The 18,357-nt window shown below is 72.7% G+C and carries 18 protein-coding genes; 10 read left to right on the forward strand and 8 right to left on the reverse strand.

From position 1 onward, the window contains the following. The first annotated feature begins 2 nt into the window (after positions 1-2). The 7 genes from AB0B76_RS37265 to AB0B76_RS37295 all read left to right on the forward strand — a co-directional run bounded on the left by AB0B76_RS37265 (position 3) and on the right by AB0B76_RS37295 (position 3,820). A complete protein-coding gene (locus tag AB0B76_RS37265; RefSeq protein ID WP_360384480.1) occupies positions 3-518 on the forward strand; it encodes a hypothetical protein in 516 nt (171 codons plus the stop codon). Between the two features lie 38 nt (positions 519-556). Continuing rightward, positions 557-868 (forward strand): hypothetical protein, encoded by a 312-nt coding sequence (locus AB0B76_RS37270; protein WP_360384482.1) that lies wholly within the window; start codon positions 557-559, stop codon positions 866-868. A 16-nt stretch (positions 869-884) separates the two neighbouring features. Beyond that, positions 885-1,187, forward strand: coding sequence for a hypothetical protein (locus AB0B76_RS37275; protein WP_360384484.1), 303 nt, complete (start codon positions 885-887; stop codon positions 1,185-1,187). 67 nt (positions 1,188-1,254) lie between these two features. Beyond that, positions 1,255-1,599: a hypothetical protein gene (locus tag AB0B76_RS37280; protein WP_360384486.1), complete on the forward strand. Its 345-nt coding sequence runs from the start codon at positions 1,255-1,257 to the stop codon at positions 1,597-1,599. A gap of 12 nt (positions 1,600-1,611) precedes the next feature. Beyond that, positions 1,612-3,195: a hypothetical protein gene (locus AB0B76_RS37285; protein WP_360384488.1), complete on the forward strand. Its 1,584-nt coding sequence runs from the start codon at positions 1,612-1,614 to the stop codon at positions 3,193-3,195. 13 nt (positions 3,196-3,208) lie between these two features. Further along, positions 3,209-3,544: a hypothetical protein gene (locus AB0B76_RS37290; protein WP_360384490.1), complete on the forward strand. Its 336-nt coding sequence runs from the start codon at positions 3,209-3,211 to the stop codon at positions 3,542-3,544. 135 nt (positions 3,545-3,679) lie between these two features. After that, positions 3,680-3,820: a hypothetical protein gene (locus tag AB0B76_RS37295; protein WP_360384492.1), complete on the forward strand. Its 141-nt coding sequence runs from the start codon at positions 3,680-3,682 to the stop codon at positions 3,818-3,820. A gap of 29 nt (positions 3,821-3,849) precedes the next feature. On the opposite strand, the gene AB0B76_RS37300 is transcribed toward AB0B76_RS37295, so the two are convergent. The 3 genes from AB0B76_RS37300 to AB0B76_RS37310 all read right to left on the reverse strand — a co-directional run bounded on the left by AB0B76_RS37300 (position 3,850) and on the right by AB0B76_RS37310 (position 6,089). Continuing rightward, entirely contained in the window at positions 3,850-4,578 is a 729-nt protein-coding gene (locus AB0B76_RS37300; protein WP_360384494.1) for a response regulator transcription factor, read from the reverse strand. Between the two features lie 268 nt (positions 4,579-4,846). Continuing rightward, positions 4,847-5,656, reverse strand: a complete 810-nt coding sequence (locus tag AB0B76_RS37305; RefSeq protein ID WP_360384496.1) for an NAD(P)H-binding protein — start codon at positions 5,654-5,656, stop codon at positions 4,847-4,849. A gap of 196 nt (positions 5,657-5,852) precedes the next feature. Beyond that, positions 5,853-6,089, reverse strand: a complete 237-nt coding sequence (locus AB0B76_RS37310) for a hypothetical protein (RefSeq protein ID WP_360384498.1) — start codon at positions 6,087-6,089, stop codon at positions 5,853-5,855. 47 nt (positions 6,090-6,136) lie between these two features. Between AB0B76_RS37310 and AB0B76_RS37315 the strand changes: the two genes are divergently transcribed. Then, a complete protein-coding gene (locus AB0B76_RS37315) occupies positions 6,137-6,307 on the forward strand; it encodes an RHS repeat domain-containing protein (protein WP_360384611.1) in 171 nt (56 codons plus the stop codon). 60 nt (positions 6,308-6,367) lie between these two features. After that, positions 6,368-9,007 carry a glycosyl hydrolase gene (locus AB0B76_RS37320; protein WP_360384500.1) on the forward strand — a complete coding sequence of 880 codons (2,640 nt, stop codon included), beginning with the start codon at positions 6,368-6,370 and terminating at the stop codon, positions 9,005-9,007. A gap of 451 nt (positions 9,008-9,458) precedes the next feature. Here the strand turns inward: AB0B76_RS37320 and AB0B76_RS37325 are convergent, their stop codons facing one another. The 5 genes from AB0B76_RS37325 to AB0B76_RS37345 form a co-directional block, all read right to left on the reverse strand. After that, positions 9,459-10,175, reverse strand: a complete 717-nt coding sequence (locus AB0B76_RS37325; RefSeq protein ID WP_360384502.1) for a hypothetical protein — start codon at positions 10,173-10,175, stop codon at positions 9,459-9,461. A 107-nt stretch (positions 10,176-10,282) separates the two neighbouring features. After that, positions 10,283-11,188: a hypothetical protein gene (locus AB0B76_RS37330; RefSeq protein WP_360384504.1), complete on the reverse strand. Its 906-nt coding sequence runs from the start codon at positions 11,186-11,188 to the stop codon at positions 10,283-10,285. After that, a complete protein-coding gene (locus AB0B76_RS37335) occupies positions 11,185-12,162 on the reverse strand; it encodes a 2OG-Fe(II) oxygenase (RefSeq protein ID WP_360384506.1) in 978 nt (325 codons plus the stop codon). Before AB0B76_RS37335 ends, AB0B76_RS37330 begins: the two co-directional genes overlap by 4 nt. Positions 12,163-12,282: 120 nt before the next feature. Then, entirely contained in the window at positions 12,283-13,494 is a 1,212-nt protein-coding gene (locus AB0B76_RS37340; RefSeq protein WP_360384508.1) for a hypothetical protein, read from the reverse strand. After that, positions 13,491-16,217: a hypothetical protein gene (locus AB0B76_RS37345; protein WP_360384510.1), complete on the reverse strand. Its 2,727-nt coding sequence runs from the start codon at positions 16,215-16,217 to the stop codon at positions 13,491-13,493. The genes AB0B76_RS37340 and AB0B76_RS37345 overlap by 4 nt, the downstream gene beginning before the upstream one ends. 137 nt (positions 16,218-16,354) lie before the next feature. On the opposite strand from AB0B76_RS37345, the gene AB0B76_RS37350 reads away from it, so the two are divergent. Then, on the forward strand, positions 16,355-18,337 hold the full coding sequence (locus AB0B76_RS37350) for a hypothetical protein (protein WP_360384512.1): 1,983 nt from the start codon (positions 16,355-16,357) through the stop codon (positions 18,335-18,337). Positions 18,338-18,357 lie beyond the last annotated feature (20 nt).

Consider the following 18,357-nt stretch of genomic DNA (forward strand, 5'->3'; position numbering starts at 1 on the left):
AGGTGGGCAACCCCGCGACCTCGGCTCCCGGCAGTCCCGCGGCGCCCGCTACGACGGCCGCGCCGACCACCTCGGGGCCGCCGTCGGCGAGCTACACCAAGCCGCCGTCACGCGGTCTGACCCGCCCGGCGGGCGTCGCCGCGGTGTCGAACTCGACCTGCGGGTATGCCCAGGTCGCGATCCACTTCGTCGGGGCGTCCTGGGGTAACAACCAGGTGCCGTACGTGACGAAGGGTCAGAAGGTGCCCGACGACGTCTGGGCGGAAGGGGTAGGCCTGCTGCCCACCTACAAGGGCGGCATCGAGGACTCCCGGTCCCGGCTGAAGAGCCAGAAGGTCCCCGAGAGCTACGTGGTCTACCAGGACATGGCCGACGCGGACGCCGCCATCGACGCCGCGATCGCGGCCTCCAAGGCCAAGGACGACTCCAAGGTGATCCCCGTGTACATCGCACTGCGTACGGCCGAGGACCACTTCACCGAGTCCTGCGGGGTGCTGGAGGACAAACCGGCGAGCTGAACGAACCACCACCTTGAGGAGGGTGCGAAGTGTCCGGTGTGAAGATTGATCTGGCGGCCGTTCTGTCCGCCGAGAGCGTCGTGAACCAGGCGGTCTCCGAGATGGAGGGCGTGACCCAGAAGATCCTCGCTCAGGCGGGGCTCAGCGAGGCCGCGATGAAGGCGCCGGCGGGGCAGATCACCTCGTCGACGTTCTCCGGCCTCGGCGGTGGCGGTAAGGCGCTGTCCGAGACGCTGACCGAGCTGCAGAACGACCTCGCCGCCCTGCGGGCCACCGCGGAGTCCGGGTCCGACCAGGCCACGCAGGCCGCGAAGGCCGGCGTCGGCTCGTCGGTCGCCAACGGAATGTGAGAGAGAGGGTCATCGTATGAGCGGCAACGGCTACATCGAGTTCAAGAACGACGACATCGTCAACATCGCATCCGTCACCAAGAACTCCCAGGCCGACTGGGACCGCATCTGGGAAGGCGTGCGCAGCAAGCTCACCGGGGTCGTGTCCGAGGCGCTCGACGCGCTGACGGGCTCCTCCCTGGAGGACCGCGCCGCGCGCTACCACCAGCGCACGGCGCAGTACACGGCCGACCTCAACTCGCAGCAGGTCGCGGTGAACAACGTCGCGTCGATCTCGGCCGACACCAACCAGCAGATGAGCCGGGTCATCGCCGGCTGAACACGGGCAGGACGGGCCGGGTCAACCACCCGGCCCGCTGGTCACGGCGCCTCTGGAGGGAATGACGGTGGGCGACGCGTACGGATGGACCGACAACGGTCGGCAGGTCTTCGACCCGCTGCGGCTGGAGAAGGCCGCCGCCGACCTTCGGAAGAACCAGGCGCCGGCCGACCTGCGCCAGCAACTGGTCGACAACCTGCTGCCCAGCGCGGCGGTCGGCCAGATCCCCGGCGGGCAGGCGGCCTACTCGCGGCTGTACGAGGCGACGCACGCGATGCTCGGCGAGCTGGAGAAGGTCGGCCTCGACCTCTCCGACCTCGCCAGCCGCACGCTCGCCGCGGCGCAGCTGGCGCACGACGTTGATCCGGCCACCCAGGCCGCGGCGCGCCGCGGCCACTCCCGCGCCGAATAACCCGGAGCGATCATGGCCAACTACGACTACTGGACAGCCAAGGAAAAGCTCGAGAGCGGCCAGCCGTACACGATCGAGTCGGTCGCGACGACCTGGCGCAACTTCGCCGAGGCGGTGCGCGGCGCCTCCGGGCACCTGCAGGGCACCGCGGACGACGTCACCGCGCAGTACGGCGAGCCGTACCAGAACTTCGGCGACCGTGCGGCCCCGCTGGCGAAGTGGATGACGAACGTCGGCGGCTACGCCGACCAGGTGGCGGGCGGCCTGTCGAAGGCGTCCACCACCGGCAGCAACGCCCAGATCACCATGTACGAGGAGGACTACTCCTTCAGCCAGGACGTCGACCGGATCCTCGGTCCGGAGGACGCCCTGTCGATGGGCAAGGTCAACGCCATGAACCGCCGCGAGGCCCAGGCCGCCGCGGTGCTCAACGGCGAGATCGAGAAGTGGTCCACGGCCTACGACGCGTTCAAGCCGGGCTCGCTCGACGCCGCCCCCACCCGGGCCGGCGGCGGCTCCGACACCGGCGGCTCCGGATCCGGCAGCGGGTCCGGCGGCTCGAACGGCGCCTTCATCGGCTCCGTCTCCGGCGGTACCACCACCACCGGCAACGGCTCCCAGGTCGGCTCCGGCACCTACCCCGGCAGCTCGGTGCTCGGCCCGGACGACGGCGACTTCGGCGGCTGGGTCAAGGACCCGCGCACCGGATACCTGATCGACCCGGCGACCGGCCAGGAGTTCGACCCGACCACCGGCCGCTGGATCGACCCGGTCACCGGCAAGCCGTTCGGCGACGTGGAGCAGTACGCGTCGCGGCTGGAGGGCCTCGACGGGGGCAACCCCTCGACCGGCCTCCTCGGCGGCGGCAACCTGTCGCTCACCCCACCGCTGGCGGGGGGCGGCGGGGGCGGCGGCACCACCGGTCTCGCGGGCATGTACGGCGGGCTGGTCCCGCCGAGCCTCGACCCGAACAACCCGGCCTCCAACCAGCTGCGTCAGCAGGCCGCCGACCGCATGGCGGCCAAGGCCTACGCGGCCGAGCAGCTGGCGCTGAAGGAGGCCAGCCAGGGCGGCCGGCCGTTCGTGCCCCCGATGTCGGCCGGCGGCCAGACGGGCGGCCTCGACGGGCGCCGCAGCAGCGTCCGCAAGTCGCTCGTCACCGAGCCGGAGTCGACCTGGACCAGCCGGGCCCGGGCCACCGCACGCTCCGGCGGCGGGTCGGCCCAGGAGGAGGCGCTGCTCAACGGCCGCGCCGGACGGCTGGGCCGGGCCGGTGGCGGCCGGGGCATGGGCGGCGTGGCGGAGGAGCTGACGTACCCGGGCTCGGGCGCCACCGCGGCGGCCGGGGGACGCACGGGCGGGGCCGTACGCGGCCGGGCCGGGCGCCTGCCGGGCGAGCCGCTCGAGGCGGCCGGTGGCCGTGCGGGCGGGGCGGCGGGCCAGGGCGGCCGCGGGGCGTACCTGCCCCCGACCCAGGCGGGCCACGGCGACGAGCACAAGGACAAGCAGCGCAAGCGCCCGGAATGGCTCGTCGAGGACGATGTATGGTCGGCGAACCTGGACCAAGCCGGCCCGCGCGTGCTGGGCGAGGACTGACGAGGAGGCCGTCGTGGCGGACATGTCGTACGACACCGAGACCCTGCGGCAGGGCGGCCGGACCAGCCGCCAGGCCAGCGCGCAGGCGGACACGGCCGGCCAGACCGTGAACGGCACGCTCGTCTCGGCGGGCGCGTTCGGCGACGTCGGCCCGGCGGGCGCCCTCGCCAACGTGCTCGACCAGGCGAAGGCGGAGCACGCCAAGGGCGCCCAGTCGGCGTCGGTGAACACCGACGTCCACGGCCAGCGCGCCGACACGACGGCGGCGGCGGGCGACGAGCTCGTCCAGGTGACGACGGCGGCCGCCCAGACCGGCGTGTCGAAGTCGGTCGCCGACGGCATGGCCTGAGCGACAAGCACGATATCCGGGGCCGCGGGCACACGCCCGCGGCCCCGGCCCGCGTACACGCGGCGTTGGCCGTGGACCAGGCGGGGCCGGATCGCGGAGGCGGCGGCCGGCGCGCCGGAGCATCAGCTGCTCGTGGTGACCGACTCGACAAGCGGTGAGACCAACCTCTTCGACCTGGCCGTCGAGCGGAAGGCGCCGGAGGTACGCCCCAGCTCCAACGGGACGGACTACGACCGCCTGCCGTACCGGCCGGGCGTGGCGACACTGCAGCGCTAGGCGACACGGCGGTGCCGGTGGGTTCGACATTAGGCCTGCAGCAGTAGGGCTTCCGCCTCGGCGACGATCGGCTGGATCCCGGCCCGGGGCGGGAGCACCAGCGTGTACCCGACCTGCCGCACCGTGCCGATCATCGACTCGTACTCATTGCCGAGCTTCGCGCGGAGCCGCCGCACGTGCACGTCGACGGTGCGGTGACCACCGAAGTAGTCGTAGCCCCACACCTCCCGCAGCAGATGGTCACGGGTGAACACCCGGCCGGGGTGCTGCGCGAGGAACTTCAGCAGCTCGAACTCCTTGTACGTCAGGTCGAGCGAGCGGCCCTTGAGCTTGGCGGCGTAGGTGTCCGGGTTGATACTCAACGCGCCGGCGTTGATCAGGCCGGCAGACGCACCGGCCGCTGCCGAGGCCGCCTGGGTGGCCAGTCGCAGCCTGGACTCGACCTCAGCCGGGCCGGCATCTGCCAGTACGACATCATCGAGGCCCCAGTCGACGCCGACGCCGACCAACCCGGCTTCCTCGACCACGGCGAGCATCGGCACGCGCAGCCCGGTCGTGCGCAGCATGCGGCAGGCCCCGCGGGCCTCGATCAGCTTGCGCCGGGCATCGATCAGCACCACGTCGAAGTCCGGGCCCGAGCCCCAGGCGCGCACGTCGTACGCGACGAGCCGTCGCGAATGCGCCAGCAGGTCCAGGGCGGGCAACACCCGGCTCGCCGGCCCATCGGCTAACTGGGCCGTCACCACCAGGATCTCCATATGTCCCACCTCTCGCTCAACCGGGAATCCAGCCAGCGCGAGCGTCCACCACCATTGTTTCGGCCGCGGTGTTCGAGACCCCGGACGTGGCGTAACGCGCATCCCGCGGTGCACGACGTACGGCGCGGCGCCGCGCCGCCGGGCTCTGCCGGGCTGCTCTGGTGCTGCTCCAGCGACTGCGTGCCGTCGACCGGCACCGGCCAGGGCACGGCAACGGTGCTGGCAGGAACTGGTCACCGGCCACGACGATGGCCGGCCCGGTCGGGCGCTACGCGCTGAACTCGGCGGCGTGGGCCTGGCACCACGCGGCGAATGTGCGCGGTGGCGTGCCGGTCGCCCGCTGCACGTCGTCGGTCACATCGGACTCGTCCAGGGCGCCCTCGGCGTAGAAGTTCCAGAACGCGTCGGCGTAGGGCGCGGGCATCGAGGCGAGTTGTTCGGCTCTGGTCTCTTCGTTCCGCAGTGGTACCGCGACCAGCTTCCGGCCCAGCGCCGCGCCGAGGATGGCCAGCTGTTCGGCGGGGCGCAGCGGCTGCGGGCCGGTCAGGCGGTAGGTCTGGCCGGCGTGGCCGTCGCCGGTCAGCGCGGCCGCGGCGACCCGGGCGATGTCGAGCGGGTCGATCACCGAGGCGGCCACGTCGGGGTACTGCAGGCGCACCTCGTCGCCCTGTCGCAGTTGCGGCAGCCAGCCCAGGGCGTTCGTCGCGAACGCGCTCGGCCGCAGGATCGTCCAGTCGATGCCGCCGGCCCGGGCGGCCTCCTCGGAGCGGATCATGTACTCGCTCACCGCGTTGGTCAGGTCGCCGCTCGCCGCCGAGCTGCCGGACAGTTGGACCACCCGCCGTACCCCGGCCGCCTTCGCCTCCGCGTAGAGGCCGGGCATGTCGGCGTAGCCCGGCAGCAGGAACAGGCCGTCGGCACCCTGGAGGGCCGGGCGCAGCGACGCTGGGTCGTTGAGGTCCTCCCCGTCGGCGCGGCGAAGGGGGCGTACCGCCTGGCGGGCCTCGCCGAGGACCCGGACGAGCTCCGCGCCGATGTTGCCGGTTGCCCCGCTCACCACGATCATGCCGTCCAGCATTCTGGAAGTACACCTCGCCGGCAACTCACACGTCGGTGCCTGGTCCGGGCGAACTTTCGACGCCGGTTCACCGGCCTCGTCGCCGGTACTGCCAGGGCTCTGTCCTTCGCCGCCGCCGCGTCGACGGCTGTCGTAGCCGCTGGCATCGCGCGCGGTTGGGGGATCGCGGCCGGCGCGACGACCATGTTGACGGCATTCACCGGGTGGCCGCCCACCACGCGGAGGCCAGGTGGATCACGGCGCCGGCGGCCGCGCCGATGGCCATGCCGGTGTTGCGCCTGCGGGCACCGAGCGCGCTGTCGCCGGCCTGGGCGAGGCCGAGCACGACGAGCAGCGGCACGAGCACCGGCCACCGGTGCTGGGCCAGCACGACGAGCGCGACGACGCTGAGCGGCAGCGCGCGTACCGCATATGCCTTGGCGTAGAACGACACGCCGAAGGTGACTGCCTCGCCTTCTGGGCAGCCCGACGAACCGTTCCATCTCCTACCAACGCCGCAGGCGAAGGAGACGAGCTTGTTACGAGCTCGTCACGTACGACGACGCCGGCCGGCTCACCAGAAGCACCCAGCCGGGCGGGCTGGCCACCGCTTACACCTGCGACACCACGGGCCGGCGGGTCGCCATGAACAGCGGGCGCGACCTGGAGTAACGCCGCGGGTGCCTCTCTCGCTTCCTCATGGACACCTCAACGCCGGAGAGGAACCGACAAATGGCAGTATCCCGACGGCGCAAGGGCGCTATCGCGCTCGGCGCCGTGGCGGTCGTGGTGGCGTTAACCGCCGTCACCGCGACCAACCACGAATTGCAGGAATTTTTCGGCATAGCCCACGAACCGGGCGAGGGCCTGCCGTTCCAGCCGCGCGAGCGGGCGGAGATGATCGCGGGCGAGGACCCCGCGGAGGCCGGCGAGGAGGCTTTCGAGGCCGCCACCATCGCCGAGCAGTTCTCCCAGGCCCGCTACGCCCCCGGGATCGTCGCCCCGGGCGCGTACGGCGCGGCCTACAGTCAACTCACCGCCATGCCGTCGACGGCCGGCAACTGGCGGGAGATCACCAAGCTCAAGTACGACTCGGACGACCCGCGCTACCGGGACTACGCGTCGAACTCCTCCGGCGGTTCCGGCCCGGTCACCGGCCGGATGACCGGGCTCGCGGCGGACGAGGCCGGCTACGTCTACGCGGCGGGCGCCGACGGCGGCGTCTGGCGCTCCAGCACCGGCGGCGGCAACTGGACCCCGATCGCCGACGGCCTGCCCAGCCTGTCCAGCGGGTACCTGGTGCTGGCCGGCGACGGGTCGCTGTGGTACGCGACCGGCGAGGCGAACACCGGCGGCACCAGCTACGTCGGCGCCGGTGTGTACCGGCTGGCCAGCCCCCGGACCGGCAGCTTCAGCCTGGCCGACCGGGTCGGCGGGACCGAGCTGGAGAGCACCACGATCAAGAAGCTGCGCTTCTTCGACGACAAGGTGTGGGCCGCGACCAACCGCGGCCTCTACTCGCACCCGATGGGCAGCACCGCGGGCGCCTGGAAGCTCGAGTTCACGCCGAACCCGGACTACCTGCCGGGCGGCTCCCAGGCGGGCACGGCGAACGCCGCGTACAAGAACATCGTCAACGACGTGGCGGGCGACCCGCACAACGGCAAGCACGTCATCGTCGCGTCGGCGTGGCGCTCCGGCGACACGTACAACGGCTTCTACGAGACCGCCGACTACACCGCGGGCGGCTGGAGGAAGGTCAACCCGACCGGCTCCATCCCGGCCGACGATATCGGCAACGTGACGTTCGCGTTCGCCGGTGATGGTTCGAAGCTGTACGCGATCAACCAGTCGCCGCGGTTGCTGAACAAGGCCTCCGGCACGGTCAACAGCTACCTCGACGGCGTGTACGTGTCGAACAGCGGTTCCCCGGCCGGCCCGTGGAGCAAGATTGCCGACTCGCAGAAGCTCGCGAACTCCGGCTCGGCGCTCAAGCAGTCGGTCGGCGGCAAGGGCTACGGCCCCGGCATCCAGGCCTGGTACAACCAGTTCCTGCAGGTCGACCCGGCCAACCCGATGCACGTCTGGCTGGGCCTGGAGGAGGTGTACGAGACCACCGACGGCGGTTCGTCGTGGAAGACGGTGGGGCCGTACTGGAACTTCTACTTCTCCTGCTGGAGCATCTACGACGCGAAGAACGGCTGCCCGAAGACGACCCACTCCGACCAGCACTCCGTCGCGGTGGCCGGCGGCTCGGTGTACGTGGGCAACGACGGCGGCGTCTTCAAGCGCCCGGTCAACGGCAAGACCAACCGCGAGGGGCACGCGACCGACTGGGTCAGCCTCAACGACGGCACGATCGACGCGTTGCAGTACTACTCGGTCTCCGTCGGCAAGGACCCGGCCGCGAACGGCGTCGTGGTCAGCGGCGGCCTGCAGGACAACGGCGCGTCCGTGCTCCGCGCGAACGACACCGTGATGGGCTCCAACTTCGGCGGTGACGGCGGCGACTCCCTCGCCGACCCGGCCAACGGCTGCAAGCAGGTCCAGGAGTACACCAACCTGGCCATGCGGGTCACCGAGAACTGCAACGCCAACACCGGCGACGGCACGCTCAGCCAGTCCACGTCGCGTGACATCCAGCCGTACACCGCCAGCCCCGGCGACGAGCCGGCCCGGTTCATCGCGCCGTTCGCGGCCGACGACCACAACAGCTCGGTGTGGGTGGCCGGCGGCCAGCACATCTGGGTCAACACCAAGGGCTTCGCGATCCAGAACGGCAAGGGCTGGAACAACGTGTACGACTTGGGCGCCGGGCACCTGGCCACCTCGGTGAGCGTGTCCAACGGCGTCGCGTACGTGGGCTGGTGCGGCCAGTGCAACAACGCCGGCTTCGCCCGCGGCATCGCGGTCGGCAAGGTCAACGACCCGGCCAGCTGGCACCAGGTCACCCTGCCGATCGACGGCACGGTGCCGAACCGGTACGTCTCCGGCTTCGGCGTCGACCCGGCGGACGCGGCGCACGTGTTCGTCGCGATCAACGGCTTCAACCGCCGCTTCACCGAAGGCCCCGGCGCCGGCGTCGGGCACGTCTTCGAGTCCAAGGACTCCGGCACCACCTGGACCGACGTCACCGGCAACCTGCCGGACGTGCCGTCCAACGCGGTGAAGATCCTGCCCAACGGGGCCCTGGTGCTCGCCACCGACCTGGCCACGTTCTACCGCGCCGCCGGGCAGACGGGCTGGCAGCGCCTCGGCGCCGACCTGCCGCTGACGGTCGGCATGGACGTGGAGTACTCCGCGTCCGACAACACGGTGTACGTGGCCACGCACGGACGCGGCATCTGGGCGTTCAGCCTCGGCCAGCTCTAACCTCCCAGCTGACCGACGACCGGGGTGATCCCGCCGCCACCGGCGGCCGGGATCACCCCGGTTCGGCGAAGCGCCCTATCACTGCGGCAGCCTGACGCGCATCGCCAGTTACGGCGACCCGGAGCGATGATGTCCAACGTGACGCGCCTCGTCGGCGCCGGGATCCTGCCGTTCGTCGTGCTGGGCCGGCTGCTGCACTACCAGCTCGGCGCCTCGGTCACGGCGTCGGTGTGGACGAGCGTCGGGGCGGCGTTCGCCGCCGTCATCGCCGGCATCGTCGTCTACTACAAGGTCGACAATCGTCCGGCGAAACCCCGTCCGCAGCGGACACCGACGGCTCCGACGGTGGCGCAGGTCTCCGCGGTGTCGCCCGCCGCGGGCTTCGCCCCTGACTTCACGCGCCCTCCACGTCGAGCGGGCCGGCGATACGAAGGAGCACACCGCGTAGCGCTCACGCCCGGCCGCCGGGGCGCGGCGAGTGCTCCGGCGGCAGCAGCGCCCGCAGCCAGCCGGGCGTGGAGGGCTCGGCGCGTAGCCGTTGCACGCACCGCGCCCACTGGCCGCCGTAGGTGTGGAACATCGTCGAGGCGAGCCAGCGCCGCGGGTCCTCGTGGTCAGGCCCGCTCGTCAGCACGCGGCAGTCGAGCGGTCCGAGCAGGCCGACCCGCCATCCGCCGGACCAGGCGGCCTCGGAGAACGCGAACTCGTGCCGGTGGTAGGCGTCGGGCGTCACCGATCGCAGCCACGCGGCCAGGTTCGCGCGCAGCGGGTCGGTCAGCAGTGAGCCGTGCCGCTCGGGCAGAAGCCCGGCCCAGTGCCGGCAGAACTCGTGCCGCATCAGGATCACACCGCCGTTGAGCGGCATCTCGATCTCAGGCGCGTATGCGAGGTCGTACCCGCGGCGGAAGACCCACCGGTTCGCGCAGGCGGCGACGTCGGCCTCGGCGAACCGGTCGGCGAGGGGGCGGACCGGGCCGAAGAAGATGGTGTCGCTGTCCAGGTAGAGCACCCGTTCGGTGCGGACCCGCCGCAGGTACACACAGTTGTCCTGGAAGTAGCCCGACGCGCGGTGCCGGGGCGGCACCGTCTCCACGAGGTCGGCGAGCTCAAGCAGCGAGCGGTGCCGCGCGGCCGGCCAGCCCGGCTCGGCCACGATGATGACGTGCACGAAGACCTGTGGGTCGTGGTGGCGCAGGGAGGCGAGGCTGAGCCGCAGTCGGCTCAGGTGCGGCTCGTCCGGCGTGACCAGGTAGACGCAGGACAGCCGGTCGCGGGTCAGCGCAGTTCCCCGGCGAAGTCCGCGTCGACGTAGTGGAACAGGATCGACGTGGAACTGTGCCCGGCGGGCAGCGGCCGGCGGGCGTGCGGGATGGTCCGGCCGCGGAACAGCACGCCGTCGCCGAGCGCCTGGTACAGCATGAACCGCCGCTGCGGCAGGTGCAGCTCCAGCGGCCACGGCGCCTCGACCGCGGGCTCCGGCGCATAGTCGACGAGTACGGACAGTGTGTGCTCGCACTGCTCGCGGTCGCGGTGCGGCGGAAGCACGGCGCCGTCCCGGTAGCCGGCGAGGTAGCTGTACGAAGCGGTCACCGGCCGCCCGGCGACCGTCGACATGAACCCCTCGAGCCGGCGGTGCAGGAACGCGGCGATCGGCTCGTTGTGGGCCACGTACCGGTCCGCGGACTGGCCGTCGCCGAGCCGGAGCCGACCGGTGCGGGCCAGGCGGCGATAGTGCTCGCGCAGCCGGCCGAGGTGCAGCGGCGGGATGACGCCGGCGACCCGGGCGAACCCCCGCGCTTCGTAAGCGACGGCCTCGTCCGCGCCGCCGCGCTCCCCGCCATCGGGTGCCGACAGCACGCCGGCCGCGCACAGCACCCGCTCCCGGTCGCGGCTGGGCAGCGAGCGCAGCGGCCGGCCGGGCTCGGCGCCGTCGAGCAGGTCGAGGACATCGGGCTCGAGGTCGTACGGCAGCACCGCGCCCGTGCGCCGGTCGGGCACCCACACTGTTGCGGGGCCGTGGGCGACGTCGTCCGGCACGCCGAACTCGGGCGGCCCGTCGGTCCGCTCGACCCGCACACCGGCGGCGAACACCGTGCCGGGATCGGCCCGGAGCGCGCCGAGGAGCCGCCGCGGCACGAGATGGCCGGGCTGCTCGGCCATGCGGACCCGGTAAGCGCTCACCAGTGGATCCACCCGTTGGCGGTGAACCGGCCGTCGGCGAACGCGCCACCGGGGCAACGAACCGGGGTCACCTCGTGCAGGAGGCTCCCGCGGAAGAACACCACCGTGTTCTGCCGCGGGACCACGGTGTGGCACCGCTCCTCCGGCGGGTCGGCGCTGTAGCGCTCGGTGGCCCAGACCTTCAGCTCGCCGCCGGTGAACGGGGTGGGGTCGGCGTGGCAGAAGTAGACATAGCTCAGCCGGCGGGTCCGGTGCCCCTGCGTGGAGCTGTCGCTGTGCGTGCGGAAGAAGCCGCCGTCGTTCGTGACGGTCAGCTGCACGTCGATCCGCCCCGGCCGGACCTGGTGCAGGCCGAGCCGGGCCAGCACGTAGGGCAGCGCCTCGGCGACCCGGTCGCGGATGAGCCGGGCGACGGCGCCGGGCGGTTCGAGCACGACCGAACGGCGGCTGTCCGGGTCCACCAGGCTCTCGCCGTCGCGCATGATGATGCTGGGTTCGAACTGCGACTCGTGCTCGAGCATGTGGCCCCGGATGAGCTCCAGCTCGGGTACGGCCAGAAACTCCGGCAGCTCGACGGCAAGCTCCTGATGGTCGCCGAGCCAGAGCGCCCGCGGGTCGACGAGCCAGTCGTCGGACCCCGGCGTGCGCGGGTCGTACGGGAGCGGATCGTCGGCGGGAGTCACCTGACCCGGCTCGTGCGACAACGGAATGACGCCGGGGATCTCGCCCGGCCGCACCGGCTCGGCCGGGAGGTAGAACGGCAGGTCGATCGGCTCGATCGGGGTCGGCCCGTGGGGCGTGTCGATCGGCTCGATCGGGGTCGGCCCGTGCGGCAGGTAGTAGGGAAGGTCCGCCGGCGCGATCGGCGTCGGGCCGATCGGTTCGCCCGGCCAGACGATCGGAATGTCCGAGACCTCGCCGCCCGGTGTCGGCGCAAGACCTGGTGTGGACTCGAGAGCCGGTTCCTCGCCCAACGCGGTGCCTCCGTCCGGATGCCGAGCGGCCGGCCCGAGTATATGGGCGGGCCGGCCGTGATCGGCACCGGCGCGCGCAGGCCCATCCGTTCGTGCACATTCGCGCGCAGAACCAAACCCCTAGGGCGCGGGGGCGCTCTCGTTGCCCAGGGTGCCGTCCGGCCAGGACAGGATGCGGCAGAAGGAGGCCGGGCGCGGGCAGTGCAGGCCGCGCTCCCGGGTCAGGTCGTGGGCCTTGGGGTCGCCCTCGGCCACGGCGCCGAAGCGCGTGCCCAATGACTGGTCCGCGGCGGCCGTCACCGCGACGCGGCCGTCGTCGGTGATGGTGCGGGAGCGCTCCACCGCGCCGCCCCACATCCAGGCCGTGTCGGCGTTCGGCGCGGCGGTGTGGTGGTAGGCGGTGCGGATCCGGCCGCCGGCGATCGAGTCCACCGTGAACCAGTCGTTGACGCTGTGCAGGGCCTGGGGCTGGCCCGGCACGAGGGTGGCGAAGCCGCCGCGGCCGGTCGGGGTCAGGTCGAGCGGGGGGTCGGCGGGCATCAGGGCCTGCGGGGCCGCCTTGCGCGCGGCGGCGGTCCGGGTGTCGCCGGCGTAGAGGCGGGTGCCGTCGGTGATGGCGTACGCCGTCGTGGAGCCGAACGCGAAGGGCCGTACGGCCGCCGGGACCCACGCGGGGCGGCCGTCCGCGCCGATCACGAAGCCGCCGGCGCCGGGCGGGGCGGTGAGCGGGGTGCAGGGCTCGCCGGACTTCGGGGGCAGCGAGCGCGTACACCAGGCGCCCTGGTCGTTCTTGATCAGGGCCAGGTCGCGGCCCAGGCCCATGGTCGTGCCGGCCCAGTCGGTGGGCGTGATGCGGCCGGCGGCGACGTCGACCAGCGGCAGGCCCGGCGCGGCGAACCAGCGCAGGTCGGGGGAGAGGAACTGGGTGCGCAGCAGCAGGTCGAGGTCGGTCAGGAAGGGCGGGTAGCCGGCGCCGTCCTGCTGCATGCCGAGCACGTGGTCCTGCCCGCGCAGTACGCCGGCCGCGGGCGCGGGCAGCGGGCAGTAGGAGCGGGTCTGGCCGGTGCGCACGTCGATCGCCGTGAGGGCGGCCGGCAGGGACGCCCGCGCGTCCTGCTCGACGTCGGCGCCCGGGAGCGGGCCGGCCCACAGGATCGCCAGGCCCGCGCTCGGGCCGCCGGTGAACAGGTCCACGCGGCACGGGGCCGGGGCGCCGGCGCTGGTCGGCGTGGGACCGGGCGCCGGGCCGGACGACGTGCACGCGGCGAGCAGGGCCAGACCGATCAGCACCGCGGCGCGGCGCGCCGCGGTGCCGAGACGAGCCGGCGTCACTTGACCGGGATGACCGGGGCGGTGGTCTCGGTGTCGCCCTTGCCGTCGGGAACCTGCCGATCCTGGTACCCGCCGTCCCAGGTGGTCGGCTCGTGGTAGGTCCAGCGGGTCTCGTCGCCGTAGTAGATACGGTACTGGTCGTCGGTGTTTGACCAGTTGCCGCCCGAGTCGCCGAGCGAGCCCACCTGGGTCGCCCCGGTGCCGGAGGCGTCGGTGGCGAACTGGGTGTTGTACCCGCCGCCGTGCTGGTTGCTGTCGGTGTCCGGGCCGCCGATCGTGCCGTCGACGGTGCGGTTGCCGAGGTCCTGGGTGTACGGGTCGAGGTTGTTGTAGATCGCCCGGACCGTCGACTCGGGATACTGCCCGTCGGAGTCGACGCTCACCGGGACCAGGCCGCCGTGGCCGTCGCTGACCATGATCGGGTGGCCGGTCGCGTTGCGGGCCCCCACCGTCATGTTCACGATGTTGTCCTGCACCCGCGCGTGCGCGGCGGCCTCGGACGTGTTGGCGTTGGCCAGGTCGTTGACGTACCCCTGCAGGTTGGTGATGTAGGTGTTCTGGTCCGGCGCCCCCGGCTCCTGGATCGCGGCGTCGGTGATGATGCCGAACGCGGTCGAGCCGACGCTCAGCGCCGTGCTGTACGGCCCCGGCAGCGGAGCCAGCCCGGCGATGTCGAACAGCGTGCTGACGCCGTCGACGTAGCCCTTCTTGGTGTTGTAGTCGGACATCGCCTGCGCGTAGGCCAGGTCCTCGGCCATCTTCTTGGTCTGGTCGGCGGTGGCGCCTTCCTTGACCGCGTCGTTGAGCACGCCGGCCGCGGCGGCGTCGGTGCTGCTCGTGAGCCGGATCGCGTCGGCCATCGCCTGCTGGTAGACCGGGTCGTGCGGGTCGGTGTGCCCCTGCGCCATCACCATCTGCAGGTATTCCTGGCCGCGCGTCAGCGTGCCCTCGCGGAAGTGCTGGTAGACGTCGGGGTCGCTGGCCGCGACGAACTTCAGGAAATTGCTGCGGGTGGCCGCGTCCATCTGGAAGCCCGAGATCTTCGTGCCGTCGGGCAGCGTGATCGTCTGTACGCCGTTGGGGCCGGTGTCGTACTGCGCGAACGAGTCGACATAGGTCATGCCGACGTTCGCGATCGCGCCCTTGACCTTCTCGTTGGCCATGTGCGCGAGGCCGTTGTAGTCGGTCCCGGCGTCCTGCACGATGGCCAGGCCGGCCTGGGCCGCCTTGGTGTCGTCGAGGCCGTGCCCGCGCATGCTCGCCGAGATCAGCACATCGGCGGCGCCCTGGCCGGACTGCCAGTTCATGCCCATGACCTCGCGCCGCTCGGCCGCGTTGTTGACGATCCAGTCGTTGGTGAACGTCCGGTTGCGGGCCACCACGCCGAGCGCGTCGGACGAGAGCTCGTCCGGCATGAGCTTGTTCCAGTCGTCGGCCGACAGCTCCTTGAGCGACCCGTTGTACCCGTGCGCGATCGGGAAGTCGGCCTTGTAGTTGGCGTACATGACGTTCATCTGATGCTTCCAGCGCAGTGACGCGTCCTTGAGGTTGGACGCGAGGTCGTCGCTGGGCTTCACCGTGTCGCTGGAGTAGTCGTTGAGCAGCCCGACGAAGCCCGCCGCCTTGAGCAGGGCCGGGTCGGTCTTCGGCGGGAACTCGTCGCCGAGGTGCCGCTCGCCCGGCGTGGCCCACAGGCCCGCCTGGTCGCTCGGGTCGGTGACGCCGAGGTTGCTGGCGATGATGTCGCGCGCCGACTTCGGCAGCTCGTTGTAGGGCACGTTCTGCGAGAGGTTGAGGAAGCCGTCGCCGACGCGGCTGACCATCTGCACGAACGGGTTCTTCTGGTCGGGCTTCTCGCCCGGCTTGACCCCGGTCTGCTTGTCGGCCCAGTCCTTGATCTCGCCGAAGTGCGGGGTGATCTCCTCGTAGTACCCCTTCAGCCAGTTCTTCTCCGCCTCGGTGAGCGGGACGCCGGCCTTCTGCTTCGCGTTGAGCAGGTTCAGGTACTGCGTGTTCTTGTCGAAGGCGGCCTTGGCCGCGGCCGGGTCGCCGTTCTTCGTCGCCGCCACGGTGCCGTCGGCGGCCGCCTTCGGGTCGGGCACGTCGACGTCGCCGGGGCCCTCGTCGAGCTGGGTCGGCGGGATGTACCCGAGGTCGGCCATCGCCTTGAGGTGGTCGGACAGGTACTTCTCGTAGTCGCCGATCGACGTGTTCAGCGGCCCGCCGGCGTCCTTGACCTTCTGTACCGCCCGGGAGATGAACGGCGCCATGTACTGCTGGCGGTTCTGCTGGAAGTCCGGGTCGTTGTGATACTGCCGGACCTGCTGGTTCCACTCGCCGATGATCCCGTTGACGTCGTTCTCCAGGGTGGTGACCTGGGTCTTTGCCGTCGACGAGCGCTGCGAGAGGTCGCTGGCCGTCTCCGACAGCAGCTTCGCGATCTTGCCGAGCTTCTCGCCGTTGTTGCCCAGCTGCTTGCTGGCCTCGGCGACCTGCGCGTTCACGTCGATCGGCGTCGCGTTGTTCACCTTGTAGCCGTCGCCGGCGGTCTCCAGGCCCTTGGTCGCCAGCGTGACGGCGTCGCCCTGCTGGGCCGCGGCCTGGTTGAACCCGCGCGCCATGGCGTAGATCTCTTCCGGATCACCGGCGGTGAACTGGTCGCGCAGCTTCCAGGGGTCCACCCCGGCCGCGGCGACCAACGACTCCTGCGAGAAGTCACCCATCGATACACTCCCCGTTTCCTGCCCCCCGCGGGCGGCGCTTCGAAGGATCACGGTTACCCCGTATTCTGCCATGCACGTCGATAAGCCGCGGCCCCGGCGATTCCGCCCGGCCGCGCCGGATGGGGGGTCGGTGCGTCATGCAGCCTGCGGCACGGGGGGTGGAGCACCTGCGCCGGTTGCAGCACCCGGGCGGGAGCTGGAGCGACTTCATGGTCGCGGTCGGGTGCTCGGACACGTGGGTCACCGGCTACGCCGGCACCGCGCTGGCCGCCGCGGCGAACGCGCAGCACCTGCCGCCGCCGGTGCGCGCGGCCGCGGCCGAGGGGGCCGACGCGGCCGCCGGCTGGCTGCTGGGCGCGGCCGGCCCGGGCGGCGTCTGGGGCTACAACCGCGGCGTCGCGCCCGACGCCGACTCGACGGCGTGGGCCGTGCGGCTGCTGGCCGCCCGCGGCCGGCCGGTGCCGCCGCCGGCGCTGGCCTTCCTGGCCGCGCACGAGACCGGCACCGGGTACCGCACCTACCGCGACGTCGCCCGCACCCGCCGCTGGTCGGAGCCCACGCCGGACGTGTCGGCGGCGGCGCTGCTGGCCCAGCACGAGGCCGGCGTGCTCGACCGGGCCGCGCTGGCCGACGGCTTCCTGCGGCTCGTCGCGGGCTGGCAGAAGCCGCCGGGCCGGTGGACGAGCATCTGGTGGGCCGAGGACGGGTACCCGACCGTGCTCGCGCTGGAGGCGTGGGCGCTCGCCGGCCGGCCCGGCCTCACCCCGGTGCCCGCGCCGGTGCGCCCGCCGGTCACCGCGTTCGGCCACGCGCTGTGGCTGCAGGCCCTCGTGCTCACCGACGCGCCCGCCGACGCGGCCCCGCTGCTGGCCGCCGAGCGCCCCGGCGGCGGCTGGGCCGGCGACGCCGAGCTGCTCGTGCCCGACCCGAGCGGCGGCGGCCTCACCGAGCGCAGCATCGACTCCCGCGGGGTGTTCACCACCGCCACCGCGCTGCGGGCGCTGCTGGCCGCCGGGCCGCTGCCGTCCGCCCCGCCGGCGCCGGTGACGGCCGCGCCCGGGCGGGACACGCTCGGGCACGGCTACGACCGGCTGATCGGGCAGGTCGCGGCCGACCTCGGCGTCGAACCGTCCCGCGCCGTCGCGGTCTTCGGCGAGCTGACCCGGGAGTCGCTGGCCGCGCCCGCGCCGTGGCCGAGCGCGCAGCTGTCCGGCCTGGCCGGCGGGCTGCCGGTGGAGCTGTCGGTCACCGACGGGGCCCCGGCGCTGCGGTACACCGTGGAGGTGGGCGACCCCGTCCTGCCGGCGTTCTCGCGGGCCGTGAGCGGCCTGCACGCGATCGGCCGGGCCGCCGGGCTCCTCGGCTGCGAGCAGGCGTGGCTCGACGCCCGCCCGGCCCTGCAGGCGATGGTCGACCCGGCCCTGCCGGTGCCCGAGGGCAACCGCTTCTGGGTCTGGGCCGGCGTCGACGCCGAGGCGGGCGGGCGCGAGGTCCTCAAGGTGTACCTCAGCAGCCTGCACCACCACCTCGACGACGGCGGGGCCCTGCGGCGGGTCACCGCGGCGCTGCGCGGGCTGGGCCTGCCGGCCGGGGCCCCGGCGCTGGACGTGCTGGCCAAGCTGGAGGGGCACGGCTTCTGCCAGGAGCTCGGCATCGGCCTGGCGCCCGGCGGCCGCATCGGCGTCAAGGTGTACTACGAGCTGCCCGGCTGGCGCCCGGAGCTGGTCACCGCCGTGCTCGCCGACGCCGGACTGCCCGCCGGCCTCGACCCGGTCCGCCCGGCGATCCCCGGGGTGCTGACCGAGGAGGTGGCGGCCACCCACCGCGCCGGCATCATGCTGCGCGTCGATCTCGCCACCGGCCGCATCGGCGAGGTGTCGACCGCCTCCGGCTTCATGCGGCCGATGATCGGCCACCCCGAGATCGCCCGGCGGGTCGGCGCCTGGCTCGGCACGACCGGCGACCGCCGTGCCTTCGACGCGGTCGCGGCGCGGCTGCTGCCGGGCTGGCCGGAGCGGACGGGCCGCCTGCACAGCCTGTTCACGCGGGCCCGCTCGGCCAAGGGTGCTCGCACCACGGTCTACCTGCGCCCCGCCCTGCCGGAGGGGCCGCCGGCCTGACGGGCCGGCCGGGACAGGAC

The sequence above is a fragment of the Dactylosporangium sp. NPDC049140 genome, from assembly GCF_040648435.1.